The 13,356-nt window shown below is 73.7% G+C and carries 14 protein-coding genes and 2 pseudogenes; 6 read left to right on the top strand and 10 right to left on the bottom strand.

Features of this window, described 5'->3' with window-relative positions:
• Positions 1-122: 122 nt before the first annotated feature.
• Entirely contained in the window at positions 123-749 is a 627-nt protein-coding gene (locus tag ACWDNY_RS23150) for a YigZ family protein (RefSeq protein ID WP_451647701.1), read from the bottom strand.
• A gap of 397 nt (positions 750-1,146) precedes the next feature.
• A complete protein-coding gene (locus tag ACWDNY_RS23145) occupies positions 1,147-1,875 on the bottom strand; it encodes a hypothetical protein (protein WP_451647700.1) in 729 nt (242 codons plus the stop codon).
• Positions 1,876-2,380: 505 nt separating this feature from the next.
• Here ACWDNY_RS23145 and ACWDNY_RS23140 point away from each other — a divergent pair.
• Positions 2,381-2,791 (top strand): CoA-binding protein, encoded by a 411-nt coding sequence (locus ACWDNY_RS23140; protein WP_451647699.1) that lies wholly within the window; start codon positions 2,381-2,383, stop codon positions 2,789-2,791.
• A 172-nt stretch (positions 2,792-2,963) separates the two neighbouring features.
• Positions 2,964-3,113 (top strand): annotated as a pseudogene (locus tag ACWDNY_RS23135) (4-hydroxybenzoate 3-monooxygenase); the annotation flags it as partial.
• A 26-nt stretch (positions 3,114-3,139) separates the two neighbouring features.
• Here the strand turns inward: ACWDNY_RS23135 and ACWDNY_RS23130 are convergent.
• Positions 3,140-3,649, bottom strand: a pseudogene (locus ACWDNY_RS23130) (helix-turn-helix domain-containing protein); the annotation flags it as partial.
• A gap of 121 nt (positions 3,650-3,770) precedes the next feature.
• Between ACWDNY_RS23130 and ACWDNY_RS23125 the strand changes: the two are divergent.
• Positions 3,771-4,241 carry a GNAT family N-acetyltransferase gene (locus tag ACWDNY_RS23125; RefSeq protein WP_451647698.1) on the top strand — a complete coding sequence of 157 codons (471 nt, stop codon included), beginning with the start codon at positions 3,771-3,773 and terminating at the stop codon, positions 4,239-4,241.
• Between the two features lie 118 nt (positions 4,242-4,359).
• On the opposite strand, the gene ACWDNY_RS23120 is transcribed toward ACWDNY_RS23125, so the two are convergent.
• Together ACWDNY_RS23120 and ACWDNY_RS23115 are read right to left on the bottom strand one after the other, a co-directional pair.
• Positions 4,360-4,914 (bottom strand): YbaK/EbsC family protein, encoded by a 555-nt coding sequence (locus ACWDNY_RS23120; RefSeq protein WP_451647697.1) that lies wholly within the window; start codon positions 4,912-4,914, stop codon positions 4,360-4,362.
• 215 nt (positions 4,915-5,129) lie between these two features.
• Entirely contained in the window at positions 5,130-5,702 is a 573-nt protein-coding gene (locus ACWDNY_RS23115; RefSeq protein WP_451647696.1) for a helix-turn-helix domain-containing protein, read from the bottom strand.
• 93 nt (positions 5,703-5,795) lie between these two features.
• On the opposite strand from ACWDNY_RS23115, the gene ACWDNY_RS23110 reads away from it, so the two are divergent.
• Positions 5,796-6,653, top strand: coding sequence for an EamA family transporter (locus ACWDNY_RS23110; RefSeq protein ID WP_451647695.1), 858 nt, complete (start codon positions 5,796-5,798; stop codon positions 6,651-6,653).
• 87 nt (positions 6,654-6,740) lie between these two features.
• On the opposite strand, the gene ACWDNY_RS23105 is transcribed toward ACWDNY_RS23110, so the two are convergent.
• Complete coding sequence (locus tag ACWDNY_RS23105) at positions 6,741-7,562, bottom strand: acyltransferase (RefSeq protein ID WP_451647694.1); 822 nt, start codon at positions 7,560-7,562, stop codon at positions 6,741-6,743.
• Between the two features lie 117 nt (positions 7,563-7,679).
• On the opposite strand from ACWDNY_RS23105, the gene ACWDNY_RS23100 reads away from it, so the two are divergent.
• Positions 7,680-8,207 carry a gamma carbonic anhydrase family protein gene (locus ACWDNY_RS23100; protein ID WP_451647693.1) on the top strand — a complete coding sequence of 176 codons (528 nt, stop codon included), beginning with the start codon at positions 7,680-7,682 and terminating at the stop codon, positions 8,205-8,207.
• Between the two features lie 82 nt (positions 8,208-8,289).
• Here ACWDNY_RS23100 and ACWDNY_RS23095 read toward each other — a convergent pair whose 3' ends face one another.
• The 3 genes from ACWDNY_RS23095 to ACWDNY_RS23085 form a co-directional block, all read right to left on the bottom strand.
• Positions 8,290-8,943, bottom strand: a complete 654-nt coding sequence (locus ACWDNY_RS23095) for a DedA family protein (protein WP_451647692.1) — start codon at positions 8,941-8,943, stop codon at positions 8,290-8,292.
• A gap of 169 nt (positions 8,944-9,112) precedes the next feature.
• Positions 9,113-10,222, bottom strand: coding sequence for a hypothetical protein (locus ACWDNY_RS23090; RefSeq protein WP_451647691.1), 1,110 nt, complete (start codon positions 10,220-10,222; stop codon positions 9,113-9,115).
• 592 nt (positions 10,223-10,814) lie between these two features.
• Positions 10,815-11,252 (bottom strand): DUF4442 domain-containing protein, encoded by a 438-nt coding sequence (locus tag ACWDNY_RS23085; protein WP_451647713.1) that lies wholly within the window; start codon positions 11,250-11,252, stop codon positions 10,815-10,817.
• Positions 11,253-11,413: 161 nt separating this feature from the next.
• Here ACWDNY_RS23085 and ACWDNY_RS23080 point away from each other — a divergent pair, with 161 nt between their 5' ends.
• The gene (locus ACWDNY_RS23080) at positions 11,414-12,412 is read left to right on the top strand and encodes a hypothetical protein (RefSeq protein ID WP_451647690.1); all 999 of its coding nucleotides are present in this window, start codon (positions 11,414-11,416) and stop codon (positions 12,410-12,412) included.
• Between the two features lie 175 nt (positions 12,413-12,587).
• Here the strand turns inward: ACWDNY_RS23080 and ACWDNY_RS23075 are convergent, their stop codons facing one another.
• Positions 12,588-13,355 (bottom strand): spermidine synthase, encoded by a 768-nt coding sequence (locus tag ACWDNY_RS23075; RefSeq protein WP_451647689.1) that lies wholly within the window; start codon positions 13,353-13,355, stop codon positions 12,588-12,590.
• Position 13,356: the final 1 nt, after the last annotated feature.

The raw sequence follows: 13,356 nt of genomic DNA, 5'->3' as shown, positions 1-13,356 counted from the left end.
GTGCAGGAGCCTCATGGTCGCCGAAGACTAACCGCCGGGTCTGACATCACGGGCGGTTACTCCCGTATCGGCCGCCGTCGGCGACCGCCTGTCGCCCCGTTATGTTCGCCTTGTCCGAAGTATCATGCGTCCCCGTAGGCCTCGCCGCCCAGTTCGAACCTTGCGGTGCCGGCGGTGGCGTCCGCCAGCCACCCCCGGAAGGCGTCCACGTCGGCGTCCGGCAGCCCGACCTCGATGGCGACGGCCTCCCCGTAGCGCACGTCCCGCACCTCCCGTCCCGTGGCCCGCAGGTCGTTCTGCAGCTTGCCGGCCCGCTGGTGGTCGACGGTCACGGTGGCGAGGCGGAAGCGGCGCCGGGTGATCGTCCCGAGCGCGTCGAGAGCCTCGCCCACCGCTCCCCCGTACGCCCGGATGAGCCCGCCGGCGCCCAGCTTCACGCCGCCGAAGTAGCGGGTGACCACGGCGACGACGTACCGCATGTCGCGACGCAGCAGCATCTGGAGCATGGGCACGCCGGCCGTACCGCCCGGTTCGCCGTCGTCGCCGGCCTTCTGCACGGCGGCGTCCGCGCCGATGACGTAGGCCCAGCAGTTGTGGTTGGCGTCCGCGTGCTTCTTGCGGACCGCGGCGAGGAAGTCCTGAGCCTCCTGCTCGGTGGCCGCCGGGGCGAGGGCGCACAGGAAACGGGAGCGGTTGACCTCGGTCTCGTGCACGCCCGCGCGGGCGACTGTGCGGTACTCGTCCTGCATCCGGCCAGCCTATGCCCACGTCCGACGCGGTCCGGGGCACACCCCTGCCGCCTGCCGGACGCGCGGACCGGGACCGCCGGAGGCCGGCCGCCGCACGGTCGCCGTCCGGTCGTCGGCCGCCACGGCACGATCGGCGCGGGCGGCGGAACGCGGGTGGGACGGGAGCTCAGCGGCGGGAGCGGCCGAGCACGGGCGGGCCGCGGCCCCGGTGGGGAGACGGGACGGCCGAGCGCGCGGGCGGGAGACGGCCTCGTGGGGAGGGGGCACGGCTGGGGGCAGGAGGTGGGTGCGCGTGAGCGGCCGGCTGCTCGTGGGCGACGGGCCCGCCCGGGTCGGGCGGACCCCGTGTGCCGCGCGGCCACCGGACACCGTGGCGGGCCGCGCTCACCGCGGGCGGTCAGGCCGTGCGCCCCAGGTCCCGGGCCAGGTCGAGGCCGAGCAGCCGGTCCGCGTAGGCGTACGTCTCGAAGCGGGCGCCGTCGTCGAGGTCCGGCCGGTGCTCGACCCACTCCAGCACCCCGAGCACCGCCGGGACGTCCAGATCGTCCTCCCAGGCTTCGCGCAGCCGGCCGCGCACCTCGTCGGGGACGGGCCGCGATGGGCGGCTCGCCCACGCGGCGACCGCGCGGCGCCAGCGCTCCAGGGTGCGGCGGGCGTCCGCCAGCGCCGACTCGTCGAGCCGGACGGGCAGCTCGCGGGGACGGGCGAGCAGGGCCAGGCGCAGCACGGCGGGGTCGTCGGCGGACAAGGGCGCGACCGCCACCGCGGAGTGGACGGGCGCCACGGCGATCCGGACGCCGTCGGGAGCCGCGCCGTCCTCGCCGACCACATGGACGACCTGCGCCTCGCCGAGTGCGGCGCCGAGGTCGCGGCTGTCCTCGAAGGGCCGGGTGCCGAGGACCGTGGCGCCGGCCCGCAGCTCCGCCTGCTCCCGGTCCCCGGTCAGCAGCGCCCACACGGGCGTGCCGCCCAGCTCCAGGGCGCGGACGAGGAGGTCGGCGACGAGGAGCACGCGCAGGCCCGAGGCATCGAAACCCGACGCGTGCGCCTCGACACGGGTCAGGCCACGGCGGGCGGGGGCGGCGGCGACGGGCTCGCCGGTTCGGGCGTCGGTGATGCGCAGCACGGGCCGAGCGTAGGCGGGAGCCGGGCCGTGCGCAGGCAGGTGGCGCGCGTTCCGCGGAAGGTGGCGGAATTCCACCGGCCACGGAGCCCGCGGCGCCCCGCGTCCGGCCGGTCGGCGGGGTCCGGGGTCCAGGGGGCCGAGGGCGGGGGTCCCGGGAGTCCAAGGGCCGGGAGTCCGGTCGACGCGACCAGGGCACCCGGAGGCCGGTCCGGAAGGCCGGTCGCCGGGTCGAGCGGACGGACGCCGCCGAGCACGTCCGTGAGAAGCGCGGGGATCGTCCACCAGGAGCCGCGAAGACCCTTCACGACGCACGCGGGGGCCGTCCGGGAGGATGGGTCCCGGCCGGACGACCGCCACCTGCGGACGCGTGACCGCGGACGGGGGAAGAGCCCGACGCCGGGCACTCGTCCGGCAGGGGAATCGCCGGCCGGCGGCCGCTGTTGCCCTGTCGTCCGCCTTCCGCCGGATCCCAAGACCCAGTTCCCGAGTCCCCAGGAGACCCACCGTGTACGGAGACGCAGCGACGATCCGCAAGATCCTGACCGAACTCGGCGACACCTGGGCCGTCGTGGGCCTGTCGTCGAACCGGAACCGTGCCGCGTACGGCGTCGCGGAGGTGCTGCAGCGCTTCGGCAAGCGGGTCGTGCCGGTGCACCCCAAGGCCGAGAGCGTGCACGGCGAACAGGGGTACGCCGACCTCGCGGCCATCCCCTTCGACGTGGACGTCGTCGACGTGTTCGTCAACAGCGAGCTGGCCGGCCCGGTCGCCGACGCGGCGGTCGCCAAGGGCGCCAAGGCCGTCTGGTTCCAGCTCGGCGTCCTGGACGAGGCCGCCTATGAGCGCACCCGCACGGCCGGGCTCGACATGGTGATGGACCGCTGCCCGGCGATCGAAATCCCCCGCCTGGCCCGGTAGTCCCGACGGCCCCGCCTTCGCTGCCGAGGCCTGTGTGAGCCTGTGTGAGCCGCGTCGGTCCCGCACACCCTCCCCGGTTGACGCAACGCCGTCATAGCGCACGCGTGACGCACGCCCCCCGCAACGCCGCCCCGTGGTCGTGATCGGAGCCGGTCCCGCGGGGCTCACCGCGGGCGCGCTCGGTGTCACACGGGCGGCGCTGCCGAAGCACGCCCGGATCGCCCGGCACGACTACGGCATCGGCCCGCCGGCGCCGCCCACCGAGGCGCCGCCCTCGGCCGACTGCGCGGTCCTCGGCGTGCATCCGCACGGGTTCGCCGGCGCGTATCAGCCTCGCGCTTTCCGCCGTCAGTTCACCTCCGGACCGAACCGGCGCTTGTAGGCCGACGGTGTGATGCCGGTCTCGCGGCGCATCAGCGTGCGCAGATTGGCAGCGGTGCCAAGCCCGCTGCGTCGCGCGACTACCTCGAACCGGGACTCACCTCGCTCGATCAACCGGCACGCCAGAGCAAGCCGTTCCCCCGTCAGCCACGCCAGCGGCGTCGTGCCCAGTTGCGCCCGGAAGCGGCGGTGCAGCGTCGCCGGACTGACCGCCGCACGCGCCGCAAGGCCGGACACGGTGAGCGGTGATTCCAGCCGTTCCTGGGCCCAGGCCAGGACAGGTGCCAAGGACTCGTCCGGCAGGTCGGGCATGGGACGCTCCACGAACTGCCGCTGCCCACCGTCCCGGTGCGCCGCGAAGACCAGCCGCCGGCTCACAGAGTTGGCGACCTCGGCGCCGTGGTCGCGGCGGACCACATGCAGCCCGAGATCGAGCGCAGCTGCACTGCCTGCGGCGGTGAGGATGTCACCGTCATCAGCACCTGACCCGACAGGCTTTGGACACGCCTACCGGGCACACGAACTATCGAGCAGGGTTCCCGCGTCCGACGACGCACCCGCGCAACGTCCACTTGATCCACTGGCTTAGGGTTCCTGCGTGACGACCACACTCTGTCTTCGGGAGATCACCCCGGCCAACTTCGACGCAGCGATCGGTCTGCGGGTTCGCCCGGATCAGGAGCACTTGGTCGCGCCGGTCGTGAAATCTCTGGCCGAGGCGTATGTCCATCCCGGCATAGCTTGGCCCCGCCTCATCCTTGACGGTGACCGTCCCGTCGGTTTCCTCATGGCCTTCTTCGACATCGACTGGAGGGGCGACGGCACAGGCACCGACCTCCGTTCCGGTCTTTGGCGGCTCAACATCGCCGATGGCGAGCAGGGTCGAGGTTACGGTCGCTTCGCGGTCGAGTCCGTTGCTGCTGAAATCCGCCGTCGCGGCGGCACGCGCCTGACCACCACTTGGCATCCGGGCACGGGCGGTCCCGAAGGTTTCTACCTCGGGCTCGGATTCCGTCTGACGGGTGAGACCAGCGGAGGTCAAACAGTCGGCGAGCTGAACCTGCGCTAGGACTCGACCCATCCGACAGGCCCCAGTCTTCGGGCTTTCGGGTCCGGGGCGGCGAGAGCGCGTGCCGGGCGTCGCGACGGGGCAACGCTGCCTGTCGCGGCACCAGGTGCCGGCCGGGTCAGATCCCGAGGCCCTCCACGACCTCGGCCCCGGGCAGCTCCCCGAACGCCTTGCCCGGCACCAGCAGTTTGCCGCGCCGGCGGCCGCTGCCGACCAGGACGTACGGCAGGTCGACGACGGCCGAGTCGACGAGGATCGGCCAGTGCGCGGGGAGCCCGATCGGCGTGATGCCGCCGTACTCCATGCCGGTCTCGCCGACGGCCACGTCCATAGGCGCGAACGACGCCTTGCGGGCGTCGAGGCGGCGCCGCACCACGCCGTTGACGTCGACGCGCGTGGTGGAGAGCGCCACGCAGGCGGCGAGACGGGTGTCACCGCCGCGTCGGCCGGCGACGACCACGCAGTTCGCGGACTGTTCGAGCAGGTCCCGGCCGTAGTGCTCGACGAAGACGGCGGTGTCGGCCCACTGCGGGTCGGTCTCCACGTAGACGATCTGCTCGGCGGGGACACTGCCGCGCCAGTGGCGTACGGCGTCGGCGACCGGGCGGGTCAGCTCGTCGAGGCAGTCGGGGGCGGGGGCGGCCTGGTCGAAGTTCCCGATCGGTGCGTGCATGACCGCACGGTAACAGCCGGCCGGCACACGCCGACCGGGCGTTTCGCTGCACGAGCGGACGGGCACCGTCCCGTTCTCACCCCGTCTCGCTGCACGAGTGGACCCGGACCGGACCGTTCCCGCTCGTCTCGTTCCAAGCCCGGACGCGGGTCGGGGCCTTACCCCGTCTCGGCGACGGGCGCACGGGCGGCCGGTCCGCTCTCCGCCGGCCGGGGTCAGTGCACGGGCGGGACGGACACGGCCATCACCATCTCCATCGGGACGTCGCCGTCATTGCCGTAGACATGCGGGGTGTCGGCCTCGAAGGAGGCGCTCGCGCCCTCGGGGACGCGGTACTCGGTTCCGTCCACCGTGAGGGTCAGTTCCCCCGCCGTGACATGGACGAGTTCCACGGTGCCCTGGGGATGCGGGTCGGAGGGGCTGCGCTCGCCGGGCATCAGACGCCACTCCCACATCTCCAGCGGGCCAGGGGCCTCGACGCCCGCGAGCAGCCGGTTGAAGCTGCCCGCGTCGGTGTGCCACAGGCGGACGGCCTGGTCGGCCGGGACGATGCGGACCGTAGGCCCCTGTTCGTAGTCGAGCAGGGTCGTGATGCTGACGCCGAGCGCGTCACCGATCTTGACGACGGTGCCGAGGCTGGGGTTGGTGCGGGCCTGCTCGATCTGGATGAGCATGCCGCGGCTGACCGCGGCGCGGGCGGCGAGCGTGTCCAGGGTGAAGCCGCGCTCGGTACGCCAGCGCTTGACGTTCCGCGCCAGGGACTGGGTCAGCAGGTCGAGGTCCGACACATTCCGTCCAATATGGTGGATGACAGAGTTCACTTCACTGAACTACGGTGGGGTGCACCCGATCGTTCACCGAACTGTACTGCGAGGCCTGTCGTGACAGCATTCTTCGCCCTGGCCACCAGTCTCCTGTGGGGTCTGGCCGACTTCGGCGGCGGACTGCTGACGCGGCGCCATCCGGCCCTCACGGTGGTCGTCGTCTCCCAGACGATCGCGGCGGCCGTCCTCGGCGCGATCGTGGTGGCGACCGGCGGCTGGAGCGAGGCCGGTCCCCGGCTGTGGTTCGCGTTCGCCGCCGGCGCGGTCGGGCCGATGGCGATGCTCTCCTTCTACAAGGCGCTCGCCCTCGGCCCGATGGGGGTGGTGTCGCCGCTGGCCACGCTGAGCGTCGCGGTCCCCGTCTCCGTCGGGCTCGTGCTCGGCGAGCGGCCCGGGTGGCTGCAGGTCGCGGGCATCGCCGTCGCCGTCGGCGGTGTCGTGCTCGCGGGCGGTCCGCAGCTCAAGGGCGCCGCGGTGCAACGGCGGGCGATCGCACTGACACTCGTCGCCGCGCTCGGGTTCGGCGCCGTCTTCGCGCTGATCGCGGAGGCTTCCACCAGCGTGGGGGGCCTGTTCCTGGCGCTCTTCGTGCAGCGCGTCACGAACGTCGCCGTGGGCGGCACGGCCCTGTACGTCTCCACACGGCGCGGCGGCGCCGCGCTGCCGGAGACCGGCTTCCCCTGGCGCGCCCTGCCGGCGCTGGCCTTCGTCGGGCTCGCCGACGTGGGGGCCAACGGCACGTACGCGGTGGCGGCGCAGCACGGGCCGGTCACGGTGGCGGCCGTGCTCGCCTCCCTCTACCCGGTGGTGACAGCGCTGGCCGCCCGGGGCTTCCTCCGCGAGCGGCTCCGCGCGATCCAGGCGGCGGGCGCGGGCCTGGCCCTGGTGGGGACCCTGCTGCTGGCGACGGGGTGACCGCCCGGTACGCGCCAGGCCCGGACCTCGAGCACTCGTCCCACCTCGGCGAACGCCGACCCAGTCGAACTCGGCGCGAACGCCGGCCTAGTCGAGTTCGGCGAGACGAGCGCCCTGGCCCTGCGCCGGGCCGATGAGCCGGGCCGCGCTCTCGTCGTCCAGCACGGCCAGCCGGGCCACGGTCTCCTCGTCCAGGCCCGACAGGGCGAGCAGCTGTTCAGGGGTGACGCCCTCGGGGATCGGCACCGGCGCCGGTGTCCGCAGCGGCGGCTGCCAGCCCTCGGCCGCGGTCCACCGCCGCACGACCCGGGCGGGCGCGCCCGCCACGACCGCGTGGTCGGGGACCTCGCCACGGACCACCGCGCCGGCCGCCACCACGACGTTCCGCCCGATCCGCGCCCCCGGCAGGATCACGGCGCCGGTGCCGATCCAGCATCCGGGGCCGATCTCCACCGGTTCCATCCGTGGCCACTGCCTGCCGATGGGCTCGTGCGGATCGTCGTACGAGTGGTTGGTGGAGGTGACGTAGACGTACGGACCGAAGTAGCAGTCGCTGCCGATGGTGACCGCGGTATCCGCGATGACGTGGCTGCCGCGGCCGAGGACGACGCCGTCGCCGACGCGCAGGATCGGGTCCGGGCCGAGGTCGAGGTCCGGCATCAGCCCGGCGGTGAGGGTGACCTGCTCGCCGATGACGCAGTGCGCGCCCAGGTGGATCCAGGGCTCGCCGAAGACCGTGCCGAGCGGGAAGGCGAGCCTGGTACCTGTTCCCATCGCGCCGAAGCGGAAGCGGCCGGGGCGTTCGGCGGTGACGGAACCCGTGCGCTGCACGAAGGCCCAGCCCGCGTGGACGGCGCGCTGCGCGAGGCGGCGCCGCCATGATGAGAACGTGTTCTTGCGCTTGGGCACCCGCTCACCGTACTCAGCGCGGACGGCGCCCAGAGGGCCGGACGGCTGTGATCTTCGCCCCACCGGATGACGTACCGTTCGGCACACCCACGAAGCTTGAGGACGTTGGAGACGAGCATGACGCACAAGGCGCTGATCACGGGCATCGGCGGCAGGGAACCGCAGGTGGACGGGGAGGCGTTCGTGGCGCCCACGGCCACGGTGATCGGGGACGTGGCGCTGCGTGCGGGCGCGAGCGTCTGGTACGGGGCGGTGCTGCGCGGTGACGTGGAGCGCATCGAGGTGGGCGCGAGCAGCAACGTCCAGGACAACTGCACGCTGCACGCCGACCCCGGTTTCCCCGTCAGCGTCGGTGAGCGCGTCTCCATCGGGCACAACGCCGTCGTGCACGGCGCGACGGTCGAGGACGACTGCCTGGTCGGCATGGGCGCCACGGTGCTGAACGGCGCGGTGATCGGCGCCGGCTCGCTGGTGGCCGCGCAGGCGCTGGTCCCGCAGGGCATGCGGGTGCCGCCGGGTTCGCTCGTCGCGGGGGTGCCCGCCAAGGTGCGGCGCGAGCTGACCGAGGAGGAGCGTCAGGGGATCAGCCTCAACGGCACGATGTACGCGGAGCTGGCGCGGCAGCACCGTGACGTGCACGCGTAGGCATTCCCCGCGGGGCACGCCTCCACTGTCCATGAGGGACCGTGGAGGCACGCGGGTCTCGGAGGGTGTGTCCCGGGGCCGGCTACTCGCCCGCCGGGACCGGCTCCGGCTCCTCGGCCTCGAGCCGGACGGGGCCGGCCTTCCTCGCCCTGCGCTTGAGGACCAGCATCGAGCCGAGTCCGACGACCACGGCGGCGACCAGGCCCAGCCAGGAGAACTTCTTCAGCCAGGACTCGGCGACCACACCGACGTAGTAGATGACCGCGGTGGTGCCGCCCGCCCAGCAGATCCCGCCGAGGACGTTGGCGATGAGGAACTTCCAGTACGGCATCCGCAGCACGCCCGCGAGCGGGCCGGCGAAGATGCGCAGCAGGGCGACGAAGCGGCCGAAGAACACCGCCCACATGCCCCACTTCTCGAAGGACCGCTCGGCGGTCGCCACGTGCCCCTCGCTGAAGTGCCTGGGGAACCTTCTGCCCAGCCAGGCCAGCAGCGGCCGGCCGCCCCTGCGGCCGATGGCGTACCCGATGGAGTCGCCGATGACGGCGCCGGCGGTGGCGCACGCGCCGAGGACGACGGGGTTGATGCCCATGTGCTGGGAGGACATCAGCGCGGCGGAGACCAGGACGATCTCGCCCGGCAGCGGGATGCCCAGGCTCTCCAGACCGATGACCAGGCCCACCACGGCGTAGACGGCGACCGCGGGTACCGTGTCGAGCCATTCCTGCACGTGCACCGCCGGTTCCTCCCCGATCGTGGTCCGTGTTCCCGGGGGCGCCCGCTACGGCGGCCCCCGGGAAGCCTACCTGCTCGGCCGGCTGCGAGACCTTCCCGCCGAGCGCGCGGCTGCGCTCCCGGTGGAACAGACGCGCGGACGCCGGCGTACGTTGCCTGCCGCGCCCTTCTCACTTCTCCCGTTCACCGGATGACGGCATGGCGGGCGCGCCCGGGCCGAGGGGGCGGCCGGGCACGTCCCAGGTGATGTGTGGGCCGGGGACGGCGTGGTCGCCGAGCCGGCCGCCGGCCACCAGCCCGGTCGACAGCAGGGCGAGGGACGTGAGGCCGACGCCCACGGCCACCGCCGTCCGCCGCCCGCGCGGCGGCTCGTCGCGGTCGGCCGGCCCGGTGCGGCCGCCGGCGTCGCGCCGGGGACGGGTCGGCCCGCCGGTTCCCGGCGTCGTCCGGCGGACGGCGCGGGCCGGGCGGGTGGCGAGGTAGCGGCGGGCGCCCCAGCCGAGGACCGCTTCGGCGAGCAGGACGTCCAGGCCGCCGTCGAAATGGCCGAGCTGTTCGGTGGCGTGCCCGCAGTGGCGGCAGCGGGCGGCGTGCCGCCGCACGTCGGGCGGCAGGGCGGCGCCCGGGCGCGGGAAGCGTTGGAGGTGCGGGGTGCAGCGGCGGCACTCATCGGCCGGGGCGAGGTCGTGGTGGGCGCGCACACAGCCGGCCCGGAACCGCCGCCGCGCCTGCTCCAGCGACGCCGCCGCCGTGGCGGTGTCCATGGCCAGCAGGGCGGCGGGCACCGACAGGGGGTCGGCCTCGACCTCCGTGTGCCACAACAGGCACTGGAAGGGTCCGGGCAGAGCGCGGAAGGCCCGCTCGGCGACCTGCCGTCGTTCGGGTGTCGTACCGCTCACCGCGCGGAGCGCGCGACCGCCGCCGGGCCTGAGCAGTTCCGGGAGCACGACGCAGGCGACGTCGTCGGCGGCCCACGCGCGGACGGTGTCGCGGGCGGCGACGAGCAGGGCCGGGCGCAGGGCGCCGCCGTCCGGCCCGTCCGCCGCGCGCCGCAGCACCCGGTGGAAGGCCTCGGTGGCGACCATCGCCGCGGAACTCCCGTGGCCGGTGAGGCAGATGCCCGCGTAGTCGTAGGTGGCGCGCCAGTGCCGGGCGAGGAGCCCGGCGACGGAGCGGTGGCCGCCGTCGCCGCCCCGCAGGCGGGCGACGAGGGTGCGGTCGGACTCCCGGGAAGGGGAGTGCGGCGGACAGGGAAGGTGTGGGGGGTGGGGGTACTGCACTGAGCCGTTTCCTTTCCAAGGCGCAGGACGGCAGGCGATACGCGCGTCCACTGGAAAGCAGGTGCCTGACGGGTGCACACCCGTCGGGAAAGCGAACCTGACCATCGCCTCTCTCGCAGGAACGCTCACCTTGGCACAGGCGGCTCATGGGAACAAGCGGCCGGAAAGGCTCGGCGGCCGAAATTGTGCTAATAGAAAGAGCCTTGACAAGCGCGGCCTCCGCCTGCGTCGAAACCGCACGTCACGCTGGTCGCCAACCCCCGTACGGCCAGGCGCCGCAGGCGCGGTCGGTGGCCGACTCCACCTCTTCACGTAGGGATTCACATGGGGGGTTGTAATCGGTCCGCGTCGTGCCATCGCGGGGTCGCCCGCATTTCGCGGCGCCGCTCCCGTCCCCGTGAGCCTGCGCAGGGCGCGTGATCAGTCGCACTCACATCGCCGTCCGCACTTATGGTGCGCGAGGCCCGCACTGCCGGCGGCCGGGTCTCGGCGCACCCGATCCAGGCCGGGCGCCCATCCGGGGCTGGCGCGATCCCGCGAAGGCCTCGCGCCCCTCTCCGCACCCGGCGCGGAACGACTCCTGAGGAACGTTTCAGCTGTTGGGCCGCAGGGTCCACACGACGGTCACCTCGCCGGTCACGGCGCCGTCCTCGCGCTGGATCTCCACGGTCACCGGGAACTCCGGGCGCCTGCCCCGGTCGAGTTCGGCGACGACCTCGGCGGCGGGGCGGCCGAGGGTGGCGGTGGCCTTGACCGGCCCGAGGGCGATCTTCTTGAACGCGATCTGGGCGGTGACCGGCAGCGGCACCGCCCGCGCGAGCTGGTCGCCGAAGGCGGCGAGGACGATCGCGCCACTGGCGGACTCGGCGAGGGTGAACATCGCGCCGGCGTGCGGCCCGCCGACGTGGTTGCGGTACTCGCTCTGGTCCGGCAGGGCCAGGACGGCCCGCTCCGGGGTCGTCTCCAGGTACTCCAGGTTCAGGGTGCGAACCATCGGCACCGTGGCGGCGAGCAGCTCGCCGATCGACATCTGGTCTGCGTTCATGACCGCAGGTTACTCACCAGTAGCTCCACTGGCCAGAGCAGTGGGAACGCGGCCCGTCCGCCCCGGAGCGTTCTCGTCTTTCTGGTACGTCCCTGACAAGGGGCGGTGACCCAATCGTGTCCGTGGCGCCACTAGGGTTACTGGCCATGTGGCCAGGACAGCAGCCGCCCGGGGGCGAGCAGAACCCGCAGCACAACCCGTACCAGCAGCCGGGGTACCAGCAGCCGAACCCGTATCAGCAGCCCGGGTACCAGCAGCCCAACCCCTATGCGCAGCAGCCGCAGTGGCAGGCGCCCACGGTCGCGCAGGGACCGCGTCCGCCGCAGGGCGGGGGCGGCAACCGCACGAAGATCGTCGCGATCGTCGCCGCGGCGGCCGTGGTCGTGACGGCCGGTGTGACCGGGTTCCTGGTCCTCGGCGGGGACGACGACGGGGGGACGACGGCGAAGGGCGAGGAGAGCCCCTCCGCGTCGGCCCCGGACCCGAGCGGCGCGGCCTCCGGCTCGGAGGACAACCCGCGCGGCACGGAGACCGAGAAGCCGACGATCGCCGGCTGGAAGGTCGTCGTGAACCCCAAGTACGGCACCGCCTTCGACGTCCCGGCCGACTGGGCGGTGCAGTCCCCCGGCGTGTTCTCCTTCTTCGAGGACGAGAAGAAGGGCGACGGCTCCCCCTACATAGGCTTCTCCGCGCCCGCCTACCTGAAGGAGGACTACTGCTCCTCCGACGACGACAAGGACGGCTACAAGGAGACCTCGTCGCTGGCGGCCAGCGGCACCAAGGGCGAGGACGGCGCGAAGGACACCGCCGGCATCGCCCGCGGTGACGCCGCCGCGTTCGCCTTCGGCGGCTACACGGACCAGAGCGACGCCGCCAAGAAGTACCTGAAGATCGGCGCGGCCAAGCCGTACACCACGAAGGCCGGGGTCCAGGGCAGCGTGGCGACGTCGTACACGTCGGGCGTGCCGCGGACGCACAAGTGCGACACCGACGGCAAGGCGACGACCTTCGCCTTCAAGAACTCCCAGGGCGACTTCGTCTCGTGGACTTTCTACGGCGCCAAGGGCGTCAAGGAGGAAGTGCCCGACGCGACGATCCAGCAGATCCTGGGCACGGTCCGGCTGCACGGCGACCCGACCGGCTGACGCTCCCGCCGCCCGGACGTCCGGACGGCGGGAAGGGACTGCCGGACGGGCTGTGCGAACGAGCCCCCCCGTACGGGCCGTACGGAACGGTGCCCCGGACGGGCCGTGCGGAGGGCCGTCGGGGCGGGCCGTATTCCGCCGCGCCGCCGCGAACGCGCACGCCGGGGAGGCCGGTTCAGCCGATGCCGAACGCCCCCTCGGGGGGCTCGGGTGAGGGGACGGCGTCCTCGTCCCGGACCGGCTCGGCCCCGCCGATGAAGTCCCGCACCGCGGCGCCGTGTTCGACGCGGGCGGGGAAGGCGTCGGAGGCGGTGAGCCGGGCGAGGCCGGCCGTGTCGACGGGGTCGTGCGAGGCGAGCAGGACGGCGTTGCCGAAGCGGCGGCCGCGCAGCACGGCCGGTTCGGCGATCAGCGCCAGCTCCTCGAACACCGCCGCGAAGGTGGCGAGTTGGGAGCGCAGGAAGGCGAAGGGCGCGCCGTCGGCCAGGTTGGCGAGGTAGACGCCGTCCGCTCGCAGGACGCGCTCCACCTCCCGCGCGTATCCGAGCGACGTCAGGTGCGCCGGAACCCGGGAGCCGCCGAAGACGTCGGCGATGAGCACGTCCGCGGAGTGGTCCGGGGCGGCTTCCAGCCAGGCGCGGGCGTCAGCGGCGTGGAGGGTGACGTCGGCGTCGACCGGCAGCGGAAGGTGGGTGACGACCAGCTCCAGCAGCGCCCGGTCGGCCTCCACGACGTCCTGCCGGGAGCCGGGCCGGGTCGCCGCGACGTACCGCGGCAGGGTCAGCCCACCGCCGCCGAGATGGAGCACGTCCAGCGGGCGGCCCGGCTCGGCGACGGTGTCCAGGACGTCCCCGCCGAGCGCGAGCCACCGCTCCAGGGCGGCGGCATAGGCGTCGTCCGCGCCCGGCGCCCCGTCGACGAGCGCCTGCGTGGCCTCGTCCATC

This window comes from Streptomyces sp. NPDC003697 (assembly GCF_053587115.1).
Note: the sequence above shows the minus strand (reverse complement) of the source record. Positions and strands in the feature narration are given on the sequence as shown.